Origin of the sequence: Acidovorax sp. sic0104, assembly GCF_019219095.1 — a bacterium.
Classification (GTDB): domain Bacteria; phylum Pseudomonadota; class Gammaproteobacteria; order Burkholderiales; family Burkholderiaceae_C; genus Acidovorax.
Window position 1 is genome coordinate 73,562 of sequence record NZ_JAHUWH010000008.1, and the last position, 25,431, is coordinate 98,992.

At 68.5% G+C, this 25,431-nt stretch carries 22 protein-coding genes; 8 read left to right on the forward strand and 14 right to left on the reverse strand.

The features are described 5' to 3' along the window. The first annotated feature begins 36 nt into the window (after positions 1-36). Positions 37-2,127, forward strand: coding sequence for a molybdopterin-dependent oxidoreductase (locus KW835_RS14515; RefSeq protein WP_218383542.1), 2,091 nt, complete (start codon positions 37-39; stop codon positions 2,125-2,127). Between the two features lie 75 nt (positions 2,128-2,202). On the opposite strand, the gene KW835_RS14520 is transcribed toward KW835_RS14515, so the two are convergent. The 6 genes from KW835_RS14520 to KW835_RS14545 all read right to left on the reverse strand — a co-directional run bounded on the left by KW835_RS14520 (position 2,203) and on the right by KW835_RS14545 (position 9,439). Continuing rightward, on the reverse strand, positions 2,203-3,504 hold the full coding sequence (locus KW835_RS14520; RefSeq protein ID WP_255593536.1) for a YhcG family protein: 1,302 nt from the start codon (positions 3,502-3,504) through the stop codon (positions 2,203-2,205). Positions 3,505-3,737: 233 nt separating this feature from the next. Then, positions 3,738-5,399 (reverse strand): MFS transporter, encoded by a 1,662-nt coding sequence (locus tag KW835_RS14525; protein ID WP_218383544.1) that lies wholly within the window; start codon positions 5,397-5,399, stop codon positions 3,738-3,740. Further along, a complete protein-coding gene (locus KW835_RS14530; protein ID WP_218383765.1) occupies positions 5,392-5,799 on the reverse strand; it encodes a DoxX family protein in 408 nt (135 codons plus the stop codon). Before KW835_RS14530 ends, KW835_RS14525 begins: the two co-directional genes overlap by 8 nt. A gap of 2 nt (positions 5,800-5,801) precedes the next feature. Beyond that, positions 5,802-7,703 (reverse strand): amidohydrolase, encoded by a 1,902-nt coding sequence (locus tag KW835_RS14535; protein ID WP_218383545.1) that lies wholly within the window; start codon positions 7,701-7,703, stop codon positions 5,802-5,804. 163 nt (positions 7,704-7,866) lie between these two features. Beyond that, positions 7,867-8,559, reverse strand: coding sequence for a hydrolase (locus KW835_RS14540; protein ID WP_218383547.1), 693 nt, complete (start codon positions 8,557-8,559; stop codon positions 7,867-7,869). Between the two features lie 151 nt (positions 8,560-8,710). Then, positions 8,711-9,439, reverse strand: a complete 729-nt coding sequence (locus KW835_RS14545; RefSeq protein WP_218383549.1) for a pirin family protein — start codon at positions 9,437-9,439, stop codon at positions 8,711-8,713. A gap of 185 nt (positions 9,440-9,624) precedes the next feature. Between KW835_RS14545 and KW835_RS14550 the strand changes: the two genes are divergently transcribed. Then, entirely contained in the window at positions 9,625-10,527 is a 903-nt protein-coding gene (locus KW835_RS14550) for a LysR family transcriptional regulator (RefSeq protein ID WP_218383551.1), read from the forward strand. 310 nt (positions 10,528-10,837) lie between these two features. On the opposite strand, the gene KW835_RS14555 is transcribed toward KW835_RS14550, so the two are convergent. The 4 genes from KW835_RS14555 to KW835_RS14570 all read right to left on the reverse strand — a co-directional run bounded on the left by KW835_RS14555 (position 10,838) and on the right by KW835_RS14570 (position 15,076). Further along, on the reverse strand, positions 10,838-11,893 hold the full coding sequence (locus tag KW835_RS14555) for a hypothetical protein (RefSeq protein WP_339385557.1): 1,056 nt from the start codon (positions 11,891-11,893) through the stop codon (positions 10,838-10,840). A gap of 175 nt (positions 11,894-12,068) precedes the next feature. Next, positions 12,069-12,749, reverse strand: a complete 681-nt coding sequence (locus KW835_RS14560; RefSeq protein WP_218383553.1) for a type 1 glutamine amidotransferase domain-containing protein — start codon at positions 12,747-12,749, stop codon at positions 12,069-12,071. Positions 12,750-12,850: 101 nt separating this feature from the next. Beyond that, positions 12,851-14,014, reverse strand: a complete 1,164-nt coding sequence (locus KW835_RS14565) for an iron-containing alcohol dehydrogenase (protein ID WP_218383555.1) — start codon at positions 14,012-14,014, stop codon at positions 12,851-12,853. A gap of 135 nt (positions 14,015-14,149) precedes the next feature. Then, entirely contained in the window at positions 14,150-15,076 is a 927-nt protein-coding gene (locus tag KW835_RS14570) for a LysR family transcriptional regulator (protein ID WP_218383557.1), read from the reverse strand. A gap of 136 nt (positions 15,077-15,212) precedes the next feature. On the opposite strand from KW835_RS14570, the gene KW835_RS14575 reads away from it, so the two are divergent. The 3 genes from KW835_RS14575 to KW835_RS14585 all read left to right on the forward strand — a co-directional run bounded on the left by KW835_RS14575 (position 15,213) and on the right by KW835_RS14585 (position 17,442). Further along, positions 15,213-16,232, forward strand: a complete 1,020-nt coding sequence (locus tag KW835_RS14575) for a zinc-binding alcohol dehydrogenase family protein (RefSeq protein WP_218383561.1) — start codon at positions 15,213-15,215, stop codon at positions 16,230-16,232. Between the two features lie 137 nt (positions 16,233-16,369). Further along, positions 16,370-16,786 (forward strand): VOC family protein, encoded by a 417-nt coding sequence (locus KW835_RS14580; protein ID WP_218383562.1) that lies wholly within the window; start codon positions 16,370-16,372, stop codon positions 16,784-16,786. Between the two features lie 113 nt (positions 16,787-16,899). After that, on the forward strand, positions 16,900-17,442 hold the full coding sequence (locus KW835_RS14585; protein WP_255593539.1) for a hypothetical protein: 543 nt from the start codon (positions 16,900-16,902) through the stop codon (positions 17,440-17,442). A gap of 106 nt (positions 17,443-17,548) precedes the next feature. Here KW835_RS14585 and KW835_RS14590 read toward each other — a convergent pair whose 3' ends face one another. Both KW835_RS14590 and KW835_RS14595 read right to left on the reverse strand, forming a co-directional pair. Further along, positions 17,549-18,529 carry a tripartite tricarboxylate transporter substrate binding protein gene (locus KW835_RS14590; protein WP_218383563.1) on the reverse strand — a complete coding sequence of 327 codons (981 nt, stop codon included), beginning with the start codon at positions 18,527-18,529 and terminating at the stop codon, positions 17,549-17,551. A 309-nt stretch (positions 18,530-18,838) separates the two neighbouring features. After that, entirely contained in the window at positions 18,839-19,858 is a 1,020-nt protein-coding gene (locus tag KW835_RS14595) for a fumarylacetoacetate hydrolase family protein (RefSeq protein ID WP_218383565.1), read from the reverse strand. Between the two features lie 101 nt (positions 19,859-19,959). Between KW835_RS14595 and KW835_RS14600 the strand changes: the two genes are divergently transcribed. The 3 genes from KW835_RS14600 (at position 19,960) to KW835_RS14610 (ending at position 22,551) form a co-directional block, all read left to right on the forward strand. Further along, positions 19,960-20,742 (forward strand): IclR family transcriptional regulator, encoded by a 783-nt coding sequence (locus KW835_RS14600; RefSeq protein WP_218383567.1) that lies wholly within the window; start codon positions 19,960-19,962, stop codon positions 20,740-20,742. A gap of 32 nt (positions 20,743-20,774) precedes the next feature. Further along, positions 20,775-21,944 (forward strand): DUF3108 domain-containing protein, encoded by a 1,170-nt coding sequence (locus KW835_RS14605; protein WP_218383569.1) that lies wholly within the window; start codon positions 20,775-20,777, stop codon positions 21,942-21,944. A 307-nt stretch (positions 21,945-22,251) separates the two neighbouring features. Next, a complete protein-coding gene (locus tag KW835_RS14610; RefSeq protein WP_218383570.1) occupies positions 22,252-22,551 on the forward strand; it encodes a DUF3567 domain-containing protein in 300 nt (99 codons plus the stop codon). Between the two features lie 30 nt (positions 22,552-22,581). Here KW835_RS14610 and KW835_RS14615 read toward each other — a convergent pair whose 3' ends face one another. After that, complete coding sequence (locus tag KW835_RS14615; RefSeq protein WP_218383572.1) at positions 22,582-23,670, reverse strand: AbrB family transcriptional regulator; 1,089 nt, start codon at positions 23,668-23,670, stop codon at positions 22,582-22,584. Between the two features lie 155 nt (positions 23,671-23,825). Further along, positions 23,826-25,307 (reverse strand): PLP-dependent aminotransferase family protein, encoded by a 1,482-nt coding sequence (locus KW835_RS14620; protein ID WP_218383770.1) that lies wholly within the window; start codon positions 25,305-25,307, stop codon positions 23,826-23,828. Positions 25,308-25,431 lie beyond the last annotated feature (124 nt).

Here is a 25,431-nt window from a genome sequence, read left to right on the forward strand (position 1 = left end):
TTCCAACCCTCTGGCAGTTTAACGATCGCCCCACCCATGTCCACGCCTTCTGCCGCCAATCCCCTACCCTCCAGCCCGATTCAGGTGCGGGGCGCCTGCCCGCACGACTGCCCGGATACCTGCGCCCTGATCACCACCGTGGACGACAACGGGGTGGCCATCCGCGTGCAGGGCAACCCCGACCACCGGCACACCGACGGCGCGCTGTGCGCCAAGGTGAGCAAGTACACCGAACGCAGCTACCACCCTGAGCGCGTGCTCACTCCGCTCAAGCGCACGGGCGCCAAGGGCAGCGGCCTGTTCGAGCCTGTCAGCTGGGACAACGCCTTGGCCGATATCGCGCAGCGCCTGCAATCCATCGCCGCCCGCGCGCCCGAGGCCATCCTGCCCTACAGCTATGCCGGCACCATGGGCATGGTCCAGGGCGAAAGCATGGACCGCCGGTTCTTCCATCAGCTAGGGGCGTCGCTGCTGGACCGCACCATCTGTGCATCGGCAGGTGCGGAGGCCCTGACGCAAACCCTGGGCGGCAAGGTGGGCATGAAGGTGGAGTTCTTCGCCGAATCGCAGCTCATCCTGATCTGGGGCAGCAACTCCATCGGCAGCAACCTGCACTTCTGGCGCTACGCGCAACAGGCCAAACGCAATGGCGCCAGGCTCGTTTGCATCGACCCCCGCAAGAGCGAGACGGCCGACAAGTGCCACGAGCACATCGCCCTGCGCCCCGGCACCGACGCCGCGCTGGCCCTGGCGCTGATGCACGAGCTGATCGCGCACGACTGGCTGGACCACGACTACATCGCCCGCTACACGCTCGGCTGGGAGCAACTGCGCGAGCGTGCCCTGCAGTGGCCGCCAGAGCGCGCCGCCGAGATCTGCGGCATTCCGGTCGAGCAGATCCGCCAGCTGGCCCATGACTACGGCACCACCAAGCCCGCCGCCATCCGCCTGAACTACGGCATGCAGCGCGTGCGCGGCGGCGGCAACGCGGTGCGCGCCGTGGCCTGCCTGCCCGCTCTTACCGGCGCCTGGCGCCACCGCGCGGGCGGCATGCTGCTGTCCAGCTCGGGGCAGTTTCCCGCGCAGCGCGCCGTGCTGCAGCGGCCCGACCTGCTGCCCGCCAAGACACCGCGCACCATCAACATGACGACCATCGGCGACGACCTGCTGCGCGAGGCCTCGCCCACCTTCGGCCCGAAGGTGGAAGCCATCGTGGTCTACAACAGCAACCCCGTGGCCGTGGCGCCCGACTCGGGCAAGGTCGTGCGCGGCTTCGCACGCGAAGACCTGTTCACCGTAGTGCTGGAGCACTTCCAGACCGACACCGCCGACTACGCGGACTACATCCTGCCCGCCACCACGCAGCTCGAACACTGGGACGTGCACCTGTCCTACGGCCACACCGACGTGGTACTCAACCGCCCTGCCATCCAGCCGCTGGGCGAAGCCCGCAGCAACGCCCAGATCTTCCGCGACCTCGCCGCGCGCATGGGCTTTGCCGACCCCTGCTTTGCCGACACCGACGAGGCCCTGTGCCGCCAGGCGTTTGGCGATGCGGTGGACTACGCGCTGCTCCAATCCCAGGGCTTTGCCACGGTGGCCATTCCCGATGCGCTGTTTGCCGAAGGCAACTTCCCGTCACCGTCGGGCAAGTGCGAGTTCTACAGCGCCCGCCTGGCCGCCCAGGGCCTGGATGGCTTGCCCGACCACCTGCCCAATTACGAGCTGCAGGGCACCGACGCACGCTACCCCCTGGCCATGATCTCGCCGCCCGCGCGCAACTTCTTGAACTCCACCTTCGTGAACGTGACGAGCCTGCGCAACATCGAAGGCCGCCCGATCCTGGAGATCCACCCCGACGACGCCGAAGCCCGCGGCATCGCCAACGACGCCGTGGTGCGCGTGTTCAACGACCGTGGCAGCTACCAGTGCCACGCCACCGTCTCCCGCCGCGCACGGCCCGGCGTGGTCAACGGCCTGGGCATCTGGTGGCGCAAGCTGGGGCTTGACGGGACGAATGTGAACGAGGTGACGAGCCAGGCACTGACGGACCTGGGGCGGGCGCCGACGTTCTATGACTGCTTGGTGGAGGTGGAGACTTGCGCTGAACCGGCGGTGTCTTCCTGAGTGCCCCGACAATGCAGCCGGCGGATGCAGCAGATCTGGGCACCGGCTGCGTAGAAGCGCCAGACCCGCTCCGAATCACTGGAGTCGGCTCTTTGACCCTGAGGTTTTTGTGCGGGGCTTTGCAACCTTCACCGGTTTGACCGGTACCTTGGGCTTGACCTCCGCCTCGGTTGCCTTCGCGGGTTTTACTCGCTGGACGGCTTCACCCGCATCTGCTGGCTGGCTCGACGTACGGGGCACGCTCGCTTTGCGCGTCGCTTTGGGAGCCGCTTGCTCCCACTGTTCGAGCTCGCGCTGAATTTCTGCGCGCAAGGCGTCCTCGCTGGGCAGGGCGAACTGGTAGCGGCTCGCAAATATCTGCTCGCTCTGGTCACCGAGCACGTAGCGCACCACCGCGTCGTTCTTTTCGCTGCACAACAGCAGCCCGATCGTTGGGTTGTCGCCCGGGCCGGTGACTTCGCGGTCGTAGTAGTGCACATACAACTGCATCTGGCCCAAGTCGCCATGGGTGAGCTTGCCCACCTTCAAGTCGATCACGACATAGCACTTAAGCTTGACGTGATAGAACACCAGGTCGGGGTAGAAATGGTCTCCGTCCAGCGTCAGCCTGCGCTGCCGCCCCACGAAAGCAAAGCCGCTGCCCAACTCCAGCAGGAACGATTGCAGTTGGTTGATCAAGGCTTCTTCGATGCGCGACTCCACCAAGCGGTGTGATTCCGGCAGATTCAAAAACTCCAGCACATAGGGGTCTTTGATGGCATCGTGAGGCTGGGCCAGTATCTGCCCTTCGCTGACCAGCGCAAGCAGCCCTTGCTTGTCGCGGCTCTTGGCCAGCCGCTCGAACAAGAAAGAGTGCATCTGCCGCTCCAACTGGCGGGCAGACCAGCCGTTGTTCACCGCCTCGATTTCATAGAAGTCACGCACTGCGCGGCGCCCCTCCTTCTGCAGCGTGCGGTAGTGCGTCCATGACAAGCCCGGGTGCAGGGCTCCGGGCCGCCAATCGCCATCGGTATCCGCACCCAATTCACCACGCACTGCGTGCTGAATCTGTCCCACATCCAAAACAACACGCAGTGCGTGTTGTTTTGCCAGCAGGTCGGGGTAAGCCAGGAAGAAACTGCGCATGTACTGCAGCGCGCTGACGGAAAACCCGTCCCCATAGTCCGCCATCAATTGCGATGACAGCGCTTTGAGCAATGCCTTGCCATACGCTGCACGCTTGGCGCCGCCCTGCTCGGCCTCGACGATCTGCTGGCCAATCAACCAGTTGGCACACACATGCGCCGTGTTGACCGAGCGGGCCGCCTGTGTGCGCGCAGACTCCCAGATCTGGCGAATGCGTGTCAGCAGCTCGGATGGCGCTTGCAGAGCCGTCATAGGGCGTTCTCGCCAGCAGACTCGCCGTCGGCGAAGGTTGGGCGTTGAGCCAATACTTCAGGGGCTGTGTGCCCCCCTGGCCGCAACGACAGCCAGGAGATAGGCTGGTGCAGGCGGGGCAAATGTTGTGGAAGCAAGGGGGTTCTCAAGGCTGATGGACGGAGAATTATGAGCGTTCTGTCAGCAACCAGTGAGCCCTCCGCGCGCGCAACCATTCGACGCTGACCAGAGAGTCATGACACTGGGGCTGCACGGGCATCGCCATTGCCTGCTTCAGCTTCGGCATCCTCGGCCCCCAGCGCCAGAAAGTGATGCACCACCGGCCGCCCCGGCCCCTGGTGAAACCGCAGCGCCTCGGCCTGCAGGTCCGCATCCGCCTTGGACACGCGGTGGTGCTGGCGCAGGTGTTCGGCCCAGGATTCAACCAGAAACCACTCGATCACGCGGCCCGGCTCACCCGTGTGTTCGGCCACGCCCCAGGCATAGGCGCCGTCGCGGCGGCGCTCGGCCGACAGGCGCTGCATGGCCTGCAGGAAGGCGGGCAGGTCGGGCTTGGCGATGCGGTATTCGATCTGCACCATCACCGGGCCCCGGTCGTGCGCCACGGGCTCGGCCAGCAGGGGCTCGGGCCAATGGTTGGACGGCTGCAGGTCAGCCTCGCCGGTGGGCAGCTTCACACGGTGAAAGATGAGCGACGCCACCACCAGCCCGGCCGCGCCCATCAGCAGCGTGGCGGGCAAACCGGCCTGCCCCGCGATCAGGCCCCAGCCCAGGCTGCCGGCGGCCATCGCGCCATTGAAGACCATGAGGTAGATGGCCAGGCCCCGGCCGCGCACCCAGTTGGGCAGCACGGCCTGGGCCACGCCGTTGAGAGTGGTCAGCGCGATGATCCAGCCCAGGCCCAACACCAGCATCAGCGCCACGGCGGCCCACTGGGGCGGGGCCACCGTCAGCACGCCCATGACGGCAGCCGTGAGCAGCGAGGCCAGCAGCACCAGGCCATCGGTATCCAGCCGCTGGCGCAAGCGGGGCAGCAGCACGGCGCCCAGGATGGCGCCCGCGCCCACGGCGCCCAGCATCACGCCGTAGAAGCCGGCCGTGCCGCCCAGCATGCGGCGCGCCACCAGTGGCAGCAGCGCCCAGACGGAGCTGGCGAACAGGAAGAACAGGGCCGCGCGCAGCAGCACCACATGCAGCTCGCGGCTGGCGCGGGCGTAGCGCACGCCGGCGCGGAAGGCGCCGAAGAACTGCTCGTTCAGGCCTGAGGCCTCGGCCTTGGGGCGCTTCCACCACAGCAGCGCGGCGATCACGAACACATAGCTCAGCACGTCCAGGCCGTAGGCCATGGCCGCGCCGAAGCTGGCCAGCAGCAGGCCGCCCGCCGCCGGGCCGATGGCGCGTGCAATGTTGATGCCCAGCGAGTTGAGCGCCACGGCGCTCTTGAGTTCGCTGCGCGGCACCAGCTCGGGCACGATGGACTGCCAGGTGGGGCCCATGAGCGCGGCACCGATGCCGCCCACGAAGGTCAGCGCCACCAGCCACTCCACCGTCAGCGTGTGGGTGTTGGCCAGGATGAGCAGCGTACCGCTGACGGCGGCCAGCAGCACCTGCACGCCGATGAGGAAACGGCGTCGGTCCAGGATGTCCGACAGCACACCCGCGGGAATGGCGAGCAGAAAGACCGGCAGCGTGGCGGCGGTCTGGATCAGCGCGACCGCGGTGGGGCTGGACGAGAGCTCGGTCACCATCCAGGCGCTGGCGACGTCGCGCATGAAGCTGCCGATGTTGCCCAGCACCGTGGCGGTCCACAGCACCGCAAAGACGGGAATGGCCAGCGGCGCAAAGCTGCCCGGTGTGGTGGTGGTGTCGGGTTTGATTGGGCTGTGATCAGGCATGGTGGCCTCCGAGGTCGTGCCAGGCGACGAGCAGCATGCCGCCCACCAGGCCCCAGTGTTCAAAAAATGCGTTGGCGCTGCGCTGCCGATCGGCGGGCGGTGCAGCCCAGAAGCGGTCCGCCAGCAAAGCGGCGAGCACGGTGAAGCCCGCCAGGGCCAGCGCCCCGAGCCAGCGGTACCAGCCCGAAAGGATGAGCGCCGAGGCCGAGAGCTGCAGCACCAGCGTGGCGGCCGCGATGGGCGCGGCGGGCGCCAGGCCGAGCGAGCGCACTTCGGCCACGGCGCCGGCAAAGTTGCGGGCCTTGCCGATGCCGCCCTGCAGGTAGGCGGCGCACAGGCACAGCAGCGCCAGCGTCTGCACCCAGGGCGCGGTGGCGGCCGATTGCAATGCGTGCTGCACCGTCACACCGCCCAGCAGGCACAGCCCAGGGCGCCCCAGAAGCCCTGCAGGTCGGACACCGGCAGCTTGCTGCTCCAGGCCGTGGCGTGGGCATGGCCGTGCAGGTTGCAGTTGCTGGCGCAACCGCAGTTCGCGGCAGCGTTGCGCAGCACGGCCTGCAGCGGCGCGCCGTCCGGCCCTCCCTGGGCGCCCCAGGCGCCGTAGCCGCCGAAGGTGCGCACGGGTGACCAGTCAGGCATGGCGGGCGGCGGGGCCGCGTCGTCGAAGCGCGCGAAGTCGCCCGCGCCATAGACCACCTTGCCGCCCACCACGGTGAGCAGGGCGGTCGTGTCGGCGATGTCGGACTCGGGGCAGGCAAAGAAGTCGCGGTCGGGCACGACGAGGTCGGCCAGTTGGCCCGCTTCGATGCGGCCCTTCTTGCCCTGCTCGTTGCTGAACCAGGTGACGTTCTCGGTCCACATGCGCAGGGCCTGGTCGCGGGTGAGGCAGTTGCGCTGCGGCGTGAGCTGCAGGCCGCCCACCGTCTTGCCGGTGACGAGCCAGGACAGCGACACCCAGGGGTTGTAGCTGGCCACGCGGGTGGCGTCGGTGCCGGCGGACACGTTGACGCCCTTCTCCAGCATGCGCTTGACCGGGGGCGTGGCCTCGGCCGCGGCAGCGCCGTAGCGCTCGACGAAGTACTCGCCCTGGTAGGCCATGCGGTGCTGGACGGCCACGCCGCCGCCCAGGGCGGCGATGCGGTCGATGGACTTTTCCGAAATGGTTTCGGCGTGGTCGAAGAACCAGTTCAGGCCGGCCAGGGGCGTGTCCTGGTTGACCTTTTCGAACACGTTGAGCGCCCGCTCGATGGTCTCGTCGTAGGTGGCGTGCATGCGCCAGGGCCAGCGGTTCTGCGCGAGAATGCGCACCACCTCTTCCAGCTCGCCTTCCATGCCGGGCGCGAGCTCGGGCTGGGGCTGGCGGAAGTCCTCGAAGTCGGCGGCGGAGAACACCAGCATCTCGCCCGCGCCGTTGTGGCGAAAGTAGTCCGTGCCCTGCTTGTACTGCGAGGTGGCCGTCCAGTTCAGGAAGTCTTCCTTTTCCTGCTTCGGCTTTTGCGTGAACAGGTTGTAGGCCAGGCGGATGGTGAGCTGGTCGGCATCGGCCAGCTCCTGGATGACGTCGTAGTCGTCCGGGTAGTTCTGCATGCCACCGCCCGCGTCGATGGCGCCGGTCACGCCCAGGCGGTTGAGCTCACGCATGAAGTGGCGCGTGGAGTTGACCTGGTAGTCGTGCGGCAGCTTGGGGCCCTTGGCCAGCGTGGCATACAGGATGGCCGCGTTGGGCTTGGCCAGCAGCAGGCCCGTGGGGTTGCCCGCGCTGTCGCGCACGATCTCGCCACCGGGTGGTGCGGGCGTGTCCTTGCCGTAGCCCACGGCGCGCAGCGCGGCGCCGTTGAGCAGCGCGCGGTCGTACAGGTGCAGGATGAACACCGGGGTGTCGGGCGCCACGGCGTTCAGCTCGGCCAGCGTGGGCAGGCGCTTTTCCGCAAACTGGTGTTCGGTGAAGCCGCCCACCACGCGCACCCACTGCGGCGCGGGCGTCACCGCCACCTGCGCTTTGAGCATGGCCATGGCGTCGGCCAGGCTCTTCACACCGTCCCACCGCAGCTCCATGTTGAAGTTGAGGCCGCCGCGGATGATGTGCAGGTGGTTGTCGATGAGCCCCGGCAGCACGCTGCGCCCGCCCAGGTCGATGACCCGCGTGCCCGCACCGGCCAGCGCCATCACTTCGCGGTCGTCGCCAACGTGCGTGAAGCGCCCTTGCGCAATGGCGACCGCACTGGCCGTGGGGTTGGCGCGGTCCAGCGTGGTGAAGCGCCCATTGCGCAGGATGAGGTCAGGGGTTTGGGCGGGTGAATTCATGGTGTTCGGACTTCAAAGATTTGAGCAATGGCAGAGCGCAAAAAAGGGTGCAGTGGCCGTAGCGAGCGGCCCGAGCCTGCGCCGAGGACCGCAGCCGTACAAGCGTACGGCGAGAACCGCAGGTGCGGGATCGGGTCGCGCAGTAGGCCAATGCACCCATTTTTTAGGCTTCTTGGGCGTTGAACATGGTCTTGGCGTAGGTGATGCCCAGGCCATAGCCGCCGCCGAACTTCCTGGCGATGCCCGTCGTCATGTCGTACGTCTCGCCCCGCGCCCAGTCGCGCTGCAGCTCCAGCAGGTACTGCAATGCCGTGATGGGCCGCGCGCCGGCCTGCACCATGCGCTCCATGGCGCGGTTGTGGGCTTCGGCCGAGATGTCGCCGCTGGCGTCGGCGATCACATACACCTCGAAGCCCTGGTCCAGGGCCGACAGCGCCGGGCCCACGATGCAGACGCTGGTCCACAGGCCGGCCAGCACGATGCGCGGCTTGCCGATGGCGTTGACCCGGGCAATCACGGCCTCGTCTTCCCAGGTGTTCATGGAGGTGCGGTCCAGCAGCGCCTGGCCCGGGAACGGTGCGGTCACTTCCTCGAACATGGGGCCGCTGAAGCTCTTCTCGGCCACCGTGGTGAGGATGGTGTCCACGCCAAACCCGGCGGCTGCGCTGGCCACCAGGCCGGCGTTGGAGCGCAGCGTGATCGCGTCGATGGAGTGCGTGGCAAAGGCCATCTGCGACTGGAAGTCGATCATGACGAGGGTGTGGTCGCCGGCGTTCAGCAGCGTGGCGCCAGGCTTGGCGTAGGCGACGGGGCGGGCGGTGGCGTTGGCTGCGGTGGCGGTTTGGGCGTTGGTCATGGTGAGCTCCCTGGAAATTGAAGATGAAGTAGATCGAGAAGAACAAAAAAAACGCGAGAAAGGAAATGCGGCGGGCCGGGGCGCGGCCGGGGCGCGGCGAGAGGCAGGGATGGACGGTATCGCCCACCCATTCCTCAGACCCCGCGTTCGCTCAGTGCGGCATCGTGGGCAGCTCGTTGGGGCGCAGGTCGAACACCAGCACCTCGGCGTCTTCGCCGTGGGCAAAGCGCAGGGCCCCGGCGTCGCGGATGCGGGCGCCGTCGCCTTCGGACAGCCGCTCGCCGTTCACCTCCAGGCTGCCGCGGGCCACGTGCACATACACGTTGCGGCCCGGGCCCACGTTGAGTTCGGCGGCTTCTTCGCTGCCGTTGAACAAGCCGGCATAGACCCTGGCGTCCTGGTGCACTGCCAGAGAGCCGTCGCCCCCTTCGGGCGAGATGATCTGGCGCAGGCGGCCGCGCTTGTCGGCCTCGCTGAAGTGCACCTGCTGGTAGCGGGGCTCGGCGCCGCGGTGGCCGGGCACGATCCAGATCTGCAGGAAGTGCACCGGCTCAACGCCCGAGTGGTTGAACTCGCTGTGGCGCACGCCGGTGCCGGCGCTCATCATCTGCACGTCGCCAGGGCGGATCACCGAGCCGGTGCCCATGGAGTCCTTGTGCTCCAGCGCGCCTTCCAGCACGTACGAGAAGATTTCCATGTCGCGGTGCGGATGGGTGCCAAAACCCTTGCCCGGGGCCACGCGGTCGTCGTTGATGACCAGCAGGTCGGAAAAACCTTGCTGGTTGGCGTCGTGGTAGTGGCCGAAGGAGAAGGTGTGGCGCGAATGGAGCCAGCCGTGGTTGGCGTTGCCGCGGTGTTGGGCCTTGCGGATGTCGAGCATGGTGTCTTCCTTTCAATGTCTGTCGATGAATTTCACACTGGGCGTCCGGTTTGAAATTTGCTGTATTTCATTGGGCTTCAGTGCTGCGATGGATGAAGTATCCGGCGCATGAGAAGGCAGCAGGTTGAAAGGTTTTGCCATTCATCATCGATAATTTCGATGATCGAAATTCCGGGCCTGTTGCCATGCTGAAACTCTCCCTCGAAGCCATCGAATTGGTGGATGCGATTGCCCGCTACGGCTCGTTCGCGGGCGCCTCGGAGCGGCTGCACAAGGTGCCGTCCACCATTTCCTATGCCGTGGGCAAGCTCGAAGAGCAGCTGGGCCTGGCCCTGTTCACCCGCAACGGGCCGCGCGTGGCGCTCACGCCCGCAGGGCACGAGCTGCTCAAGGAGGGCCGCTGGCTGCTGGCCTCGGCGCGGCAGCTCGAATCGCGCCTGCGCCAGATCGCCACGGGGTTCGAGTCCGAGCTGCGGCTGGTGCACGACTCGCTGATACCCACCAGTGCGTTCAACGACGACATCGCGGCCTTTGAAGACCTGAACTGCGGCACGCGCCTGCGCGTCGGCTGCGAGGCCCTGACCGGCACGTGGGAGGCGCTGCGCGACGGCCGCGCGGACGTCATCGTGGCGGCGGGCGAAGGCCCCGCCGGCGGCGGCTACAAGGCCGTGGCGGTGGGCAGCCTGGACTTCGTGTTCTGCGTGACCGCGTCGCACCCGCTGGCGCGCATGGGCCGGCCGCTCACGCGCAGCGACCTGCTGGAGCACACTGCCGTGGTGGTGGGCGACGGGGCGCGCACGCTGTCGGACCGCACGGTGGGCCTGCTGTCGGGCCAGCGGCGCATCACCGTGCCGTCGATGCAGGCCAAGATCGCCTGCCAGGCCGCCGGGCTGGGCCACGGCTTCGTGCCGCGCGCCTGCGTGCGGGTGGAGCTGGAAAACGGCATCCTGGTGGAGGTGCCGGTGGAGGAGCCCCGCGCTGATGAGACCTTCTGGCTGGCCTGGAAGCCCGAGCACCGGGGCGAGGCGCTCAAGTGGTGGTGCGAGCGGCTAGCCCGGCCGCTACTCCCGGGAATCCTGCCGTATTGAGATGAAACACCCCCTGAGTCGCTTCGCGCCTTCCCCCTCTCTCTACGCGCTGCGCGCTACGGGAGGGGGACGCACCCGGTGGCCTGGCAAAGCCAGTTCCACGGGCGCACTGGCCTTGGCCGCGCCCGTTTCATGCGTCACCGGTGGCGCACTGCGCAGTGGACAACTGAAGCGGTGCTACGTGGTGGCTACCGCCGTGGACGCTGCTTGACTTCACTCCATTCACTATCATTTTTATAGCACAAGGAGAATGGCCAACAAGCGGTAGATGCCATTTACATTCAAACCCCTGCCGCCCCACCCTTGTCGCTCACTTCAACTGCTGCGCGAAGAACTGCACCACCTGCGCTTCCAGCACCGCGTGGTAGGCCACGCGGTCGAAGCCCGCAGGGTTGGCGGCGGCATCGCCCGCGTCGGACGGCAGGCTCTGGCTGGGCTGGGCCATGAAAGCGAAGTGGCCCGCGCCCGGCACGGTGGCCGCCTGGGCGGTGGCCAGATTCGCGGCCACCAGCCCGCCGTGGTACGGGCCTGTCAGCACGGCATCCTGCTCGGCCACCCGCAGCAGCACGGGCACGGTCACGGCTTTCAGGCTCTCGGGGGTGAACACCACGGCCATGGGCGCCAGGGCGACGACGGCGCGGATGCGCGGGTCGGGCACGGAGACCAATGCGCCGTCAGGCGCCGCACTGGCAGGGGCGGCAGCGGCCGGCTGCGCCGCCTTGGGGCCCTGGGCCAGGCTGCAGAAGCCGGGGTCGTCCAACACGCTGCGGCAGTGCTGGGCGGCGCGGGCGGGCTCGGCCTGCGCGCCGGCCAGGGCCAGCACGGTGTAGCCGCCGGCAGAGTGGCCCAGCGCGCCGATGCGGCCGGCGGGGATGCGGGCACCCCATTCGGGGCTGGCCAGCAGCGCGTCGAGCACGCGGCTGACCTGGCGCGGGCGCTCGCCGAAGTAGCGGCCCGAGGTGATCATGGAGCGGTCCTGCCAGTTGTCGCCCGGGTGGCGCACGGCGGCCACGAGGTAGCCCTCCGCCGCCAGGCGCGTGGCCAGGTTGTGGTGCGCGAGTTCATTGCCACCCGTGCCGTGCGACACCAGGATCAGCCCCTTGAGCGGCTCGGCCGACACCGGTGCGCCCAGGCTCACCACGGGCCGCCAGGGGCCCAGCTGCACCACGCCAGCGCTGCGCACGGTGGGATAGAACAGCGCCACGTTCACCGGCTCGTCTCCGGGCACGACGAGGGTGCGCAGGCCTGCGTTCTGGGCCGATGCGGCGCCGGACAGCGTGGCCAGCGCCACGAACGCAGCAGCGGTGAAGGGGCGGATATGCCGCGCCGCGAAGCGCAGGGCCAGGAGGAGGAGCAGGATGGTCACGGTGCGCCTTTCGTCGGGTGTGCCAGAAGCCGCCACCGTGCAGGAGTGTGGTGGCGGCATGGCGGCACTGTAGGCGCGGCCCCACTGCACGGGGAGCGGCATGCGACGAAATGCCCGTGGGCGACGCGAAACGGTGGGCAAAAGGCGCGGGCGGTGCCCCGTCAGGGCTGCCGTATCACGCCAGCGCCTGCAGCAGGGCCTGCGCCGCAGGCTCCGACGACGCGGGGTTCTGCCCGGTGATCAGGAGCCCGTCGGTGACCACGTGCGGCTTCCAGTCGGCCTGCTTGGTGTACAGGCCACCGTGGGCCATGAGCATGTCTTCCACCAGGAACGGCACCACATGCGTCAGGCCGGCGGCGGCTTCCTCGCTGTTGGTGAAACCCGTCACATTCTTGCCGCGCACCAGGGGCGTGCCGTCGGGCGCCTTGGCATCGCGCAGCACGCCGGGGGCGTGGCACACGGCAGCCAGTGGCTTGCCGGCTGCCAGCGTGGATTCGATGAGGGCGATGGAGCGCGCGTCCTGCGCCAGGTCCCACAGCGGGCCGTGGCCACCGGGGTAGAACACCGCGTCGAACGATGCCGCATCCACCTCGGACAGCTTCAAGGTGCTGGCCAGTTGCGCCTGGGCCGCTGCGTCGCCCTTGAAGCGGCGCGTGGCATCGGTCTGCGCATCGGGCGCGTCGCTCTTGGGGTCCAGCGGAGGCTGGCCGCCCTGCGGGGACGCAAGGGTGACCGAGGCGCCCGCGTCCTTGAACACGTAGTACGGGGCGGCGAACTCTTCGAGCCAGAAGCCTGTCTTCTTGCCCGTGTCGCCCAATTGGTCGTGCGACGTGAGAACCATGAGGATGCGGGGCATAGGCGTCTCTTTCCTGGGTGCGGTTGAAAAATGTGGAGCCCCTCACCGTACCCGCAATCCCCTCGGCTGCGCCCTCCCAGAGCGCAGTTCGCGGCGTTGGCTTACAGCGCCGCTTCGAGAATCCGCCGGCTCACGGCGGGCGTGATCTCGCGCTGCTCGCCCAGCTGCAGCATCCCGTGCGCCTCCAGCTGCGCCACCACGGCGCCCACGGTGTCGGCGCCCAGGCCGTAGCCAGACAGGCGCGTGGCGATGCCCATGGCCTCGAAGAAGGCGCGCGTGCGCTCAATGGCGGCGGTGATGCGCTCGTCGTCGGTGCCGGTGGTGATGCCCCACACGCGCTCGCCGTACTGCAGCAGCTTGGCGCGCTTGGCGCCCCGGCGCTCGTGCAGCAGCGCGGGCAGCACGATGGCGAGCGTGCGCGCATGGTCGATGCCGTGGAGCGCCGTGATTTCATGGCCGATCATGTGCGTGGCCCAGTCCTGCGGCACACCCGCGCCGATCAGGCCGTTGAGCGCCATGGTGGCGGCCCACATCAGGTTCGCACGGTCGTCGTACACGGGCTCGGGCGCGGTCAAGAGGCGCGGGCCGATCTCGATCAGCGTCTGCAGAATGCCCTCGGCAAAGCGGTCCTGCACGGGTGCGTTGACCGGGTAGGTCAGGTACTGCTCCACCGTGTGCACGAACGCGTCGACCACACCGTTGGCGAGCTGCTGGGGCGGCAGGGTGTATGTCTTGGTGGGGTCGAGCACCGAGAACACGGGATAGGTGTGCACGCTGCCAAAAGCCAGCTTCGCGCCCTTGGCGCGGTGGGTGATCACGCCGCCGTTGTTCATCTCGGAGCCCGTGGCGGGCAGCGTGAGCACGGCGCCGAAGGGCAGCGCGGCGGTGACGTTGCGGCCGTGCTGCTCCAGAATGGCCCAGGGGTCGGCGCCCTCGAACTTCACGGCCGCTGCGATGAACTTGACCGCATCGATCACCGAGCCGCCGCCCACGGCGAGCAGGAAGTCGAACCCGCCTTCGCGGATCTGCGCCACGGCCTTCATCGAGGTCTCGTAGCTGGGGTTGGGCTCGATGCCGCTGAACGTGGCGTGCTGGCGGCTGCCGAGGGCGGTGCGCACCTCGGCGAGCGTGCCGGTCTTCTCGGCACTGGCGCCGCCCACGAGGATGAGCACCTTGGCGGCAGCGGGAACGAGCTTGGCCAGGTCGGCGATGCGGCCCTGGCCGAAGGCGATGTGGGTGGGGTTGTGGAAGTCGAAGTTCAGCATGATGGCAAGAGTAGGTTCGTGGGCTCGCAAAGGGCTGCGTTCAGGAGCGGGCCATTGTGCTGCGATGGCCGCCAGCGTGCACGTCGCGAGCCGGACAGCCCCTGGGCCGGCCGGCACACCGCTGAGCACACGCCCCTAGCCCTGCGCGCCGGGCGCCTGCCGCGCAAGCGCCTGCAGCCGCGCGGCCATGAAGTCGCGCAGTGCGCGCACCAGTGGCGTGATCTGGTGGCGGCTGGGCGCCACGAGGTACAGCGGCACGGCTTCGGTCACAAAGTCCGCACACAGCGGCACCAGGCGCCCTGCGGCCAGGTCATCCGCTACGTCGAAATACGACTTGTAGGCGATGCCCCGCCCGAGCACGGCCCATCGGCGCACGGCGTCGCCGTCGTTGGCCACATTGCGGCTGCGCACACGCACCAGCACCTCCTGGCCCGCCGTGTCCCAGAAGCGCCAGCGGTCGTGCACGTCACCGCCGAGCATGAAGCACAGGCAGGCGTGGTCGGCCAGCGCCTGCGGAGAGTCGGGCGCACCGTGGGCCTGCACATAGGCCGGCGCGGCACACAGCACGCGCCGGTGGTCGAGCGCCAGCGGCAGCGCCACCAAGCCGGAGTCCTGCGGTTTGCCGTACCGAAAGGCGGCGTCCACCGGTTCGCTGTAGACATTGGCCACTCGGTCGGACAGCTGCAGGCGGATATCGACGCCCGGGTGCTCGGACTGGAACGCATCCAGCCACGGCAGGATGAGGTTGCGCCCCAGGTCGGACGGTGCCGCAAGCTGCAGCGAGCCCTGAAAGGCACTGGCCCGCCCGCCCTGCAACTGACCACGCACCTGGTGCAGCGCGGCCAGTGCGGGGCGGCAGTGCTCGAGAAACAGCGCGCCCTCCTGCGTCAGCCGCAGGCTGCGGGTGGACCGTACGAAGAGGGCCACGCCCAGTTCGGCCTCCAGCCGCTTGAGCGCAGCGCTGGCAGCGGCGGGCGTGAGGTTGAGCGCCCGCGCGGTGGCCGACAGGCTGCCGCTGTCCACGGTGCGCACGAAGATATCAAGGTCCTGCAGACTTTTCATGGGGAGGCAACGAAGTCGAACGCGGCGGTTATTTGCAAATTTTCTTTGAATATGGATTCAACCACCACCCTATTTGCAAATGACTCGATAAATCCGACCATTGGTCATTGCTTCACCACCACTCAGGATCTTTGCCATGAAAGCCATCGGCTACACCCACCCCGGCGCCCTCGACCGCCCGGACGCCCTCTCCGACATCACCCAGCCCGACCCCGTGGCCACCGGCCGCGACCTGCTGGTGGAGGTGCATGCCGTCTCTGTGAACCCCGTGGACACCAAGGTGCGCAAGGGCAGCGGACCCGCCGAAGGCCAGGCGTACAAGGTGCTGGGCTGGGACGCCAGCGGCATCGTGCGCGCCGTGGGCCCGGACGTGACGCTCTTTGCGCCCGGCGACCGCGTCTGGTACGCGGGCTCCATCGCCCGTCCCGGCACCAACAGCGAACTGCACCTGGTGGACGAGCGCATCGTGGGCCACGCCCCGAAATCGCTGGACTTCGCCGAAGCCGCCGCGCTGCCGCTGACCACCATCACCGCCTGGGAGCTGCTGTTCGACCGTCTGCGCGTGGCACCCGGCAAGCAGCCGACGAACAAGACCCTGCTCATCATCGGCGCCAGCGGCGGCGTGGGCTCCATCCTCACCCAACTGGCGGCGCGGCTGACGAGCCTGACGGTCATCGGCACCGCATCGCGCCCCGAGACGCAGGCCTGGGTGCGCGAACTGGGCGCCCACCACGTCATCGACCACAGCAAGCCCCTGGCGCAGGAGCTGGCGCGCATCGGCCACCCCACGGTGGACATCATCGTGAGCCTCACCCAGACCGATGCGCACTTCGACCAGATCGTCGAGGCCATCGCGCCGCAGGGCCAGTTCGCGCTGATCGACGACCCCGTCTCGCTTGACGTGACGAAGTTCAAACGCAAGTCGGTGTCGGTGCACTGGGAGCTGATGTTCACCCGCGCGCTGTTCGGCACCGAGGACATGGTCGGCCAGCATCGGCTGCTGACCGAGGTGGCGCAGCTGGTGGACGCCGGGCTGATTCGCACGACGCTGGATCAGCGGTTCGGCGCCATCAATGCCGAGAACCTCAAGCGCGCGCACGCGCTGATCGAGAGCGGCAAGGCGCGCGGCAAGCTGGTGCTGCAGGGGTGGGACTGAAGGCAACGGGCCCCCAGGCGGTCCCCGACATCGGGTTCGCGGGGACGCAATAAAACCTTGCCATCGATACTGTATTTAAATACAGTATTTGACGCGTGCAAGCCGCACGCCCACCCCCACCACTTCAGGAGCCCCCCATGCTGGACCACATGACTTTCCGCGTTGCCGACATTGGCCGCGCCAAGGCCTTCTACACCGCCGCCCTTGCACCTTTGGGCTACAGCCTGTGCTTTGAAGGCAACTACGGCTCGAACATGCTGGGCTTTGCCTACCCGGATGCGTCCGAGCCGGATGGCAAGAAGGCCGATGTGTGGTTCATCGACGGCCCCTCGCCCTACGGCGGCCCGCCCACCACCTCGGGTTGCCACCTGGCATGGCGGGCTCAAAACCGCGCCCAGGTGGACGCCTTCTACGCAGCGGCCATCGCTGCGGGCGGCAAGGGCAACGGCGCCCCGGGCCTCAGGCCCGACTACCATGCGCATTACTACGGCGCTTTCGTCATCGACCCTGAAGGCAACAATGTGGAAGCGGTGTGCCACCTTCCGCTGAAGTGAGTACCGGCATTGCGCTAATGTGTCGCACCCAGGCATCCCATTGAGCGCCGCACCGCAACGCGGTGACAATGAGCGTTGTCCACAGCCCAGTCCGAACAGGAAACCGCCACCCGATGAACCCCGACGAGCGAACCAACAGGCGTCCACTCAGGAAGGAGCCGCTCTACCGCAAGGTGAACACCACCGCGCACCGTGTGCACCACGGGCGAGGTGGCGACTACAGCGACGACCGCAATGCGCGGGCCACCCGGTCGGATGAAGCGGTGCGCAGCCCCATGCACGGGCGGCGCCAGCTGGGGTTGGACTACACCCCGCTTTTCAGGTTTCTGATCTCGAAAGTCGGCGCAGAGTGGGCCAGCGTGTACAGCGAGGCCGTGGCCCGGCTGGATCGCGCCGACCCCATCTTCTGGCTGGTGGCGCTGCGCAGCGATGAGCGGCGGCGTTACGTGTTGATCGGGGAGTCGAGCTATTTCAGCGGCCTGTACGTGGACGATACCGGCACCTTGCAACTGGTGGACCCGGTGGTCGGCCCGTCCAGTCTGGTGCCCCGGTGCAAGTGCTGCACGCACACCTTCAATGGCACCCCCTTCACCCGGCCGTTCGCGGGTTTCTATGCACCACTGGACCCGGACGCAGACGACAACCTGAAAGACTGAGGGCGAGGCTGCCGCGCCACCTGGCCCTCCCCCCTGATTGGCACGGTGCTTTTGCCTGCGGACCGGAAGACGGGATCCGGTCAGCGCAGAAAGGCCGGTCAGGCCGTCAGTCCAGCTTCACCCCGGCTGCCTTGATGATCTCGCCCCAGCGTTTGGACTCCGCCCGCGCCATCGCGCGGAACTGCTCGGGCGTGCCCGGCAGGGCTTCCATGCCGAAGTCGGCCATGCGCTTGACCACGGCGGGATTGATCAGGGCCTTGTTCAGGTCGCCGTTCAGGCGGGCCGTGATGGCCGCAGGCAAACCGGAGGGCGCAAGAATGCCCTGGAACGCGAACACCTCGGTGTTGGGCACGCCGGCCTCGGCCAGCGTGGGCACGTCGGGCAGCGCGGCGACGCGCTTGGCCGAGCCGATGGCCAGCGCCCGCACCTTGCCCGAGGTGATCACCGGCAGGCCGGCGGCCAGGTCCAGGAACATGCAGGGCACCTGCCCGCCCATCACGTCCTGCAGCGCAGGCGCAGCGCCCCGGTAAGGGATGTGGGTGAGGAAGGTCTTGGTGCGGTTCTTGAACATCTCCATCGCCAGATGGTGCGGCGAGCCATTGCCGGGCGATGCGTAGTTGAGCTTGCCGGGGTTGGCGCGCGCATACGCGAGGAATTCCTTCACCGTCTTGGCTTCGAACGCCGGATTCACCACCAGCGCCAGCGGGAAGCGGCTGATGCCGCCCACGTAGGTGAAGTCCTTTTCAGGGTTGAACGGCAGCTTGGTGAACAGGTGCTCGTTGTAGGCCAGCACGGCGTTGTCGGCCGACATGAAGGTGTTGCCATCGGGCTTGGCCGTGGCCACCATCTGCGCGCCGATGTTGGTGGACGCGCCGGGGCGGTTGTCCACGATGATCTGCTGGCCCAGCGTCTGGCGCATGGCTTCGGCCACGGTGCGGGCCAGCACGTCGGTGCCGCCGCCGGCCGGGTAGGGCACGACCCAGCGCAGGGGCTGGTCGGGCCAGGCGGCCTGCTGTGCGGCGGCCCAGGGGGCGGCCGTGGAGGCGCCTGCGGCGGCCAGGGCGGACAAGAGGGTTCTGCGTTGCATGGGGTTGTCTCCTTGTGGTGACTATTGATTTGATAGCTATCAACGCTTGACTATCAAGCATGAGAGGCTGTTTTTATTGATATTCTGCACCTGCTGCGGCCGCCGGGGGGCTGCACACGGGGCTCGATCGCTCGGCCCCGGCTTCGACAGGCTCAGCCCGAACGGGTGAAGGGTGGGCCATCAGGCGCGACGCGAAGGACGCGCGGTGCGCCCTGCTGAGCAAGGCCGCTGCACATGCGCCCGCTACCACCACCGCTACCAACAGCCGCTGGCCGTGGCGAAGGTTGCAGTGGCAATGGCCGTCGCGGCTCAGGCTGAGGCTTCAGGCGCTGCAATCGTCTGGTCGATGGCGCCGAAGATGCTCGCGCCGTCCTTGCCCTTGACCTCGATGCGGATGGTGTCGCCGAACTTCATGAAGTCCGTGCTGGGCTTGCCGTCCTGGATGGTCTCGATACAGCGCTTTTCGGCGATGCAGCTATAGCCCTTGGGCCACTCGGTGCGGCCGTTCGCGTCGGTGATGCCCTTGTTGCTCACGGTGCCGCTGCCGATGATGGAGCCGGCGCGCAGGTTGCGCGTCTTGGCCACGTGGGCGATGAGCTGGCCGAAATGAAACGTCATCTCGGGGCCCGCGTCGCACATGCCGACCTTGCGGCCGTTCCAGGTGGACTGCACCGTGAGGTTCACGCGGCCATGGTCCCAGGCGTCACCCAACTCGTCCAGCGTCACGGCCACGGGGCCGAAGGCGGTGGCGGGCTTGGACTGGAAGAAGCCGAAGCCCTTGGCCAGCTCGGCCGGGATCAGGTTGCGCAGGGACACGTCGTTGGCGATCATCACCAGGCGGATGCCGTCCAGCGCCTGGTCGGCGCTGGTGCCCATCTTTACGTCGCCGGTGATGACGGCGATCTCGGCCTCGAAGTCGATGCCCATGGCTTCGCTGGGCACCACCACGTCGTCGCGGGGGCCGATGAAGTCGTCGCTGCCGCCCTGGTACATCAGCGGGTCGGTGTAGAAGCTCTCCGGAACTTCGGAGTTGCGCGCCTTTCGCACCAGTTCGACGTGGTTGATGTAGGCCGAGCCGTCAGCCCACTGGTAGGCGCGGGGCAGCGGGGCCATGCACTGGGCGGGGTCGAAGGGGAAGGCGTGGCGCGCGCGGCCGCTGTTGAGCTGGTCGTACAGGTCCTGCAGCTGGGGCGAAATGAAGCCCCAGTCGTCCAGCGCCTGCTGGAGCTTGCTGGCAATGCCGGTCGCATAATGGGCCGTGCCCAGATCGCGGGAGACGACAACCAGCTGGCCGTCGCGCGAACCATCTTTGTAGGTAGCAAGTTTCATGGTGGCAGGACCTTTGTCTCAGGGTGGTGGAGGGGTCCCTAGCGAAAATTACGCTGGGGTAAATTGATTTAACTAAACAAAACTAGCGAATTTTAGTGCACATGGACAAAGAACGTGCAGGTATTCAGTCCGTGGAGGTCGGTTTTGCCTTGCTGGAGGGGCTGACCCGCTCGCGCGGGCCGCTGATGCTCAAGGATGTGGCGGCCTCGGCCGGCATGAGCGCGGCCAAGGCGCACCGGTATCTGGTGAGCTTCCAGCGCCTGGGGCTGGTCACGCAGGACAGCCGCACCGCCCGCTACGACCTGGGCCCGGCCGCACTCAAGCTGGGGCTGGCGTCCCTCGCGCGGCTCGACGCCGTGCGCCTGGCGCGCGAGCGCATGCCCGCGCTGATGGAAGGCATCGGCCACACGCTGGCGCTGGCCGTGTGGGGCAACCACGGGCCGACCATCGTGCACTGGGAAGAGTCGCCCCAGGCCGTGACCGCCAACCTGCGCCTGGGCGACGTGATGCCGCTGCTCTCGTCCGCCACGGGCCGCTGCTTTGCAGCACACATGGCGCCCGAGGTGGTGGCCCCGCTGCTGAAAGACGAGCTGGCACGGGCCGTCAAGATGCGCCGCGCCGACCTGCCCGCCACCATGGCCGAGGTGAACGCCCTGCTGGTTGAGGTGCGCGAACGCGGCGCCGCCCGCGTGGTGGATACGCTGCTGCCCGGCATCGTGGCTTTCTGCGCCCCCGTGTTCGATGCCGATGGCCACCTGGAGCTGGGCATCACCACGCTGGGCTCCATCGCCACGTTCGACCCGGACTGGGGCGGCGCCATCGACGCGCCCCTGCGCGCGGCCGCCGCCCAGCTGTCGAGCGACCTGGGCGCGGGCAGCGCCTGACGCCTCACCCCGGTCCGGCAACAACGCACTGCATGCCACGGCGCGCCCTGGTCCTCATCACCGCCCTGGTACTGGCCCTGCACTGGCTGGTGCTGCACGGCGTGCCCCTGGCCTGGGACAGCCCCCAGCAGCCAGCTGCCGGCCGCATCTTCAGCACGCGCAGCGTGCTCACCCCACCCGGGCCTCCGCCCGCACCGGCCCCGGAGCCCACCGCAGCGGCCGCCGCCCCTGCGCCTGCGGCCGCCAGGCCCAAGCCGCCGGTGCGCAAGAAGAAGCCCGCCACGGCCGAAACCGCTCCGGCAGTGGATCCGCCACTGGCCGCGCCCGAGCCCCCCGTGCAGGTGGCAGGTGCCGACGAAAACGCGGCCGCCGCCATCGCAGCGCCCGTCCCTGACACCACCCCGCCCGTCCCGGCAGCCCCTGCCTCGGCCCCCCAGGCCGAACCGCCAGCGCCCGTGGCCTCCGCGCCGCCGGCCGAAGAACCCACCACCACCGCTGCCGGGATCGACATCGCGCCCCCCGGCTCCGGCACCGGCCGCAACGCGGGCGCTCCTCCGCCACCCGTGCGCATTCCCGCGCCCACCCGGCTGGCCTTCGACGTGAGCGGCCAGGCCAAGAAATTCGCGTACAACGCCCGCGCCGAGCTGCTCTGGCAGCACGACGGCAGCCGCTACGAGGCACGGCAGGAAGTCAGCGCCTTCCTGGTGGGCACACGCACCCAGCGCAGCGTGGGCGCCATCACGGCCCAGGGGCTGCTGCCCGAGAAGTTCTCCGACAAATCCCGCAGCGAGCAGGCCGCGCACTTCGACCACGCCAAGGGCCGCGTGACCTTCAGCGCCAACACGCCAGAGGCCGCCGTAGGCCCCGGTGCGCAGGACCGGCTGAGCCTGTTCGTCCAGCTGGGCGCCATGCTGGCCGCAGACCCCGCGCGCTTCGTGCCCGGCACGCAGATCACGCTCACCACCGTGAGCGCCCGCAACGCCGACCGCTGGACCTTTACCGTGGAAGGGCAGGAAACGCTGGACCTGCCCGCAGGCCCCACCCCCGCCCTGAAGCTGCTGCGCCTGCCCCGCAAGGACTACGACCAGAAGGCCGAGCTGTGGGTGGCCCCGTCCCTCAACTACCTGCCAGTGCGCATCAAGCTCACCCAGGCCAACGGCGACTTCGCCGACCTGCTGCTGCGCAGCAGCAGCGCGCCCTGACGGACCCAACAGCGCGGGACGCAGCGGCGCCGCGCGCCGTGCGCCCAGGCCTACGCAGCAAAGGTGTTGCGTCCTCGCGCCACCGGCATCCCGCAAGGGTAAAAAAGCCGAACGAGCCCGGCAGCGTCACTTTTTCATGAAATACTGGACTGCAGCTCCGGGGCCGCACCCCGGGGCGGGCTTCCCCTGATAACCGGTGTGCTGGACAAGGCGTTACGAGCTTGCCAGCGCTCCTAGGAAGCCGTCTCGGGCCTTGAACTCTGCCAACCCGCTGTCATCTGACATTTATATCGACAAGGGGAACACGATGCACATGCTCTACGACTCAGAATCCTTCGTGGTGGTCCACATGCTGCCCGACGCCGTGGAGAAAAGCACAGGCCCGGTGCTCAACGACACCGCTCCCGCCGCCCCCCAGCTTGCCCGCCACGGTTTTGAGATCGTGGACAAGCGCTCCGGCAAGGAGGTGTACCTGGACGGCTCCTGGGCCGAGATGTTCCAGGAACAGATCCTGGCCTGGCAGCGTGACACGCCCACGCAGGAAGAAGTGGAAGATGCGCTCGACCGCTACGCGGGCCTGGCGCAGAACCCCGTCGTTGTGCATTGACGTCACCTGCGGCGCTGGCGCCGCAGGGGCTCAAGCGTTGGCCGGGGCCTCACCGGGCGGATAGATCCTCCGGTACAGCGGGTCCACCAGCATCAGCACCGCGATCAGCCGGCACACCTGGAATGCGGTGACCACCGGCACCCCCAGCTGCAGCACCTTGGCCGTGATGGCCATCTCGGTGATTCCCCCGGGCGACGAGCCCAGCAGCAGCGTGACCCATGGCAGCCCGGTCGCCCAGGCCAGCGCGCCTGCAAACAGGGCGCACACACCCATCAACACCAGCGTGCCCAGCGCCACCGACACCATCCAGCGCGGTGCGGTGTGCAGGAACTGCGCGCGAAAGCGCACCCCCAGGCTGACCCCGATCACCAGTTGCGCCGCATTCACCAGCGCCTGCGGCACCGCCGAGAGGCTGATGCCAGCCATCGTGACGCCCATCGACACCAGCATCGCCCCCATGAACCAGGGGTTCGCCCGACCGAGCTTGTCCATCAGCAGGGCACCTGCGCCCGTGAGTACCGCCAACAGCGCCAGGCCAGGCCAGTCGACCACGCGTGCCGCCGTGGGCGGCATTACGTCCAGTCCGTGCAGTCCGCTCCATTGGAGCGCGAACGGAATCGTGACGGTGACGATGAGCAGCCGCAGGCTGTGGCTGGCGGCCACCAGATCGGTGCGGGCGTTCTCGCGTTCGGCCAGCAGCGTCATCTCCGACGCGGCACCGATGGCGCCCGCAAAGTAGCTTGTGGCCCGCATCATGGGGGCAGGAACACCGTGCATGCGCGGGGCATGCACCCGGTACAGCCAGGCGCCGAACAGCCACCCCAGAAACAGCGCCCAGACGATGCCCAGCGCAATCGCCCACCACAGGCCGCCGATCAGCGCCACCACCTGCGGCGTGAAGTACAGGCCCAGTGCCGCGCCAATGGTCCACTGCCCGGCATTGCGCAGCGGCCCCCAGCTCTCTGTAGGGCCGCCCAGGATGGACACCACCGATGTGGCCAGCAGCGGGCCGATCATCCACGGCAGCGGTGTGCGCATCGCCACGCAGGCAGCAGCTGCGGCCCATGCCAGCAGCAGCGTGGCCAGCACGCGGACGGCGAATTTCCAGCGGGGAGACATCGGCGGCGGAAACACAGGGACAGCAGGCACTTGCAAAGGCTAAACGCCAAGTATCGCGCCGCCCCTGCGCATGCCTGCCCGCCGGGCCTTGCCCACCCGGCATGGCAGGCATCGCCAAAGACAGGGCACGGGACGGTGGTCTGGTGCCGCAGTCGTCAAAGCCTGCACGCCCCGGCCAGCAGCGACAGCCTCTGCACCAGCGGGTCGAAGAGTTCCACCGGCGTATTGCCGTAACCCAGCACCAGTCCGTTGTCTTGCGGCAGCGGATGCAGGGCAAACGCCGACAGCGGCGAGGGGGCCATGCCGTGGTCGCGCGCCGCATTCGCGATCGCGTGGTCCGGGCAATCCTCCGGCAGGCGCACCAGCAGGTGCATGCCGCAGTGGCCGCCCTCGATGCGGTGGGGCATGGCAAAGTGCCGATCCAGCGCGGCCCGCAGCGCCTGCTGGCGCTCGCGGTACAGGCGGCGCATGCGGCCCAGGTGGCGGCTGAACTGGCCGCTGTCCATGAAATGCGCCAGCGCCAGCTGCGCGTGCCGCTGGCCGCCGCGCAGCATCTCCCCGAGCGGCAGGCGCACCGCCTCGAGCACGGCCGCAGGCAGCACCAGGAAGCCCAGGCGAAGCGAGGGGAACATCGTCTTGCTGAACGTGCCTACGTAGAGCACCGGCGCGCCGTCCACCAGCCCCTGCATGGCGCCGATCGGCTCGCCCGAATGGCGGAATTCGCTGTCGTAATCGTCCTCGATGATCCACGCGCCATGCCGCCGAGCCTGGTCGATGAGCGCCAGCCGGCGCGCGACGGACATCACCGCGCCACCCGGGTACTGGTGCGACGGCGAGGTGTAGACAAGGCGGGGCGTGCGCCCTGCCCAGTCGGACTCATGCGCCACCAGCCCCTGCGCGTCCACCCGCATCGGCACGGCGCGCAGGTCGCCCCCCTGCAGGGCCGAGCGCGCGCCCCGGTAGCCAGGGTCTTCCACCCAGGCCAGGTCGCCAGGGTTCGACAGCAGGCGCACGCACAGCGCCAGCGCCTCCTGCGCGCCTTCGGTGATCACCACCTGCGCGGGCGTGCAGCGCACGCCGCGCGCCACGGCCAGGTGACGCGCGATGGCCGTTCGCAGGGCCATCTCGCCCAGCGGATCGCCATAGCCCAGCGCCGCCGGGCCGCCGCCGCGCACCGCACGATCGAGCGCACGGCGCCAGGCGGCCAAAGGGAACTGTGAAAGCGCCGGCATGCCGGGGCTCAGCGCCATGGCAGCGCCGGGACGGGGGGCACGCGGCTGGATGAGAGCCAGGCGGTCCGCCGTAGCCGTTGCGCACGCAGCTGGAAACACGGCCACAGCCGCGCATTGCGCACCCGATGACCCCGGCGCCCCTTGCGCGAGCGCAGCGACCCGCGTGCCCTGCCGGTCCGACACCACATAGCCCTCGGCTGCCAGGTGCTCATAAGCTGCAGTCACGGTGTTGCGGGATATGGACAGCCCCTCGGCCAGCGCCCGCGACCCCGGCAGTGCGCTGCCCGCTGCCAGCCGGCCGTCGAAGATCGCCTGGCGCAACCGCTGGAACAGCTGCCGCCGCAAAGGCTCGGCGCCGGGCCCCCGGTTCAGGGCGCGCTCGAGCAGCGTCTGCGCGACTGGCATGTCTTCGCGCGCGCCGGCGGCCGGCTTGTGCGCGACAGCAGGAAAGGGGCGGCCGATTCCGGCGTCGGGCATGCGTGGCACCTTCAAAAACACCAATTCTGGCACTTTTCACAACACCACGGCA

Coding starts and splice junctions, on each gene's coding strand:
- KW835_RS14515 (WP_218383542.1), top strand. CDS start 37: ATGTCCACGCCTTCTGCCGCCAATCCCCTACCCTCCAGCCCGATTCAG.
- KW835_RS14520 (WP_255593536.1), bottom strand. CDS start 3,504: ATGACGGCTCTGCAAGCGCCATCCGAGCTGCTGACACGCATTCGCCAG.
- KW835_RS14525 (WP_218383544.1), bottom strand. CDS start 5,399: ATGCCTGATCACAGCCCAATCAAACCCGACACCACCACCACACCGGGC.
- KW835_RS14535 (WP_218383545.1), bottom strand. CDS start 7,703: ATGAATTCACCCGCCCAAACCCCTGACCTCATCCTGCGCAATGGGCGC.
- KW835_RS14540 (WP_218383547.1), bottom strand. CDS start 8,559: ATGACCAACGCCCAAACCGCCACCGCAGCCAACGCCACCGCCCGCCCC.
- KW835_RS14545 (WP_218383549.1), bottom strand. CDS start 9,439: ATGCTCGACATCCGCAAGGCCCAACACCGCGGCAACGCCAACCACGGC.
- KW835_RS14550 (WP_218383551.1), top strand. CDS start 9,625: ATGCTGAAACTCTCCCTCGAAGCCATCGAATTGGTGGATGCGATTGCC.
- KW835_RS14560 (WP_218383553.1), bottom strand. CDS start 12,749: ATGCCCCGCATCCTCATGGTTCTCACGTCGCACGACCAATTGGGCGAC.
- KW835_RS14565 (WP_218383555.1), bottom strand. CDS start 14,014: ATGCTGAACTTCGACTTCCACAACCCCACCCACATCGCCTTCGGCCAG.
- KW835_RS14570 (WP_218383557.1), bottom strand. CDS start 15,076: ATGAAAAGTCTGCAGGACCTTGATATCTTCGTGCGCACCGTGGACAGC.
- KW835_RS14575 (WP_218383561.1), top strand. CDS start 15,213: ATGAAAGCCATCGGCTACACCCACCCCGGCGCCCTCGACCGCCCGGAC.
- KW835_RS14580 (WP_218383562.1), top strand. CDS start 16,370: ATGCTGGACCACATGACTTTCCGCGTTGCCGACATTGGCCGCGCCAAG.
- KW835_RS14585 (WP_255593539.1), top strand. CDS start 16,900: ATGAACCCCGACGAGCGAACCAACAGGCGTCCACTCAGGAAGGAGCCG.
- KW835_RS14590 (WP_218383563.1), bottom strand. CDS start 18,529: ATGCAACGCAGAACCCTCTTGTCCGCCCTGGCCGCCGCAGGCGCCTCC.
- KW835_RS14595 (WP_218383565.1), bottom strand. CDS start 19,858: ATGAAACTTGCTACCTACAAAGATGGTTCGCGCGACGGCCAGCTGGTT.
- KW835_RS14600 (WP_218383567.1), top strand. CDS start 19,960: ATGGACAAAGAACGTGCAGGTATTCAGTCCGTGGAGGTCGGTTTTGCC.
- KW835_RS14605 (WP_218383569.1), top strand. CDS start 20,775: ATGCCACGGCGCGCCCTGGTCCTCATCACCGCCCTGGTACTGGCCCTG.
- KW835_RS14610 (WP_218383570.1), top strand. CDS start 22,252: ATGCACATGCTCTACGACTCAGAATCCTTCGTGGTGGTCCACATGCTG.
- KW835_RS14615 (WP_218383572.1), bottom strand. CDS start 23,670: ATGTCTCCCCGCTGGAAATTCGCCGTCCGCGTGCTGGCCACGCTGCTG.
- KW835_RS14620 (WP_218383770.1), bottom strand. CDS start 25,307: ATGCCAGTCGCGCAGACGCTGCTCGAGCGCGCCCTGAACCGGGGGCCC.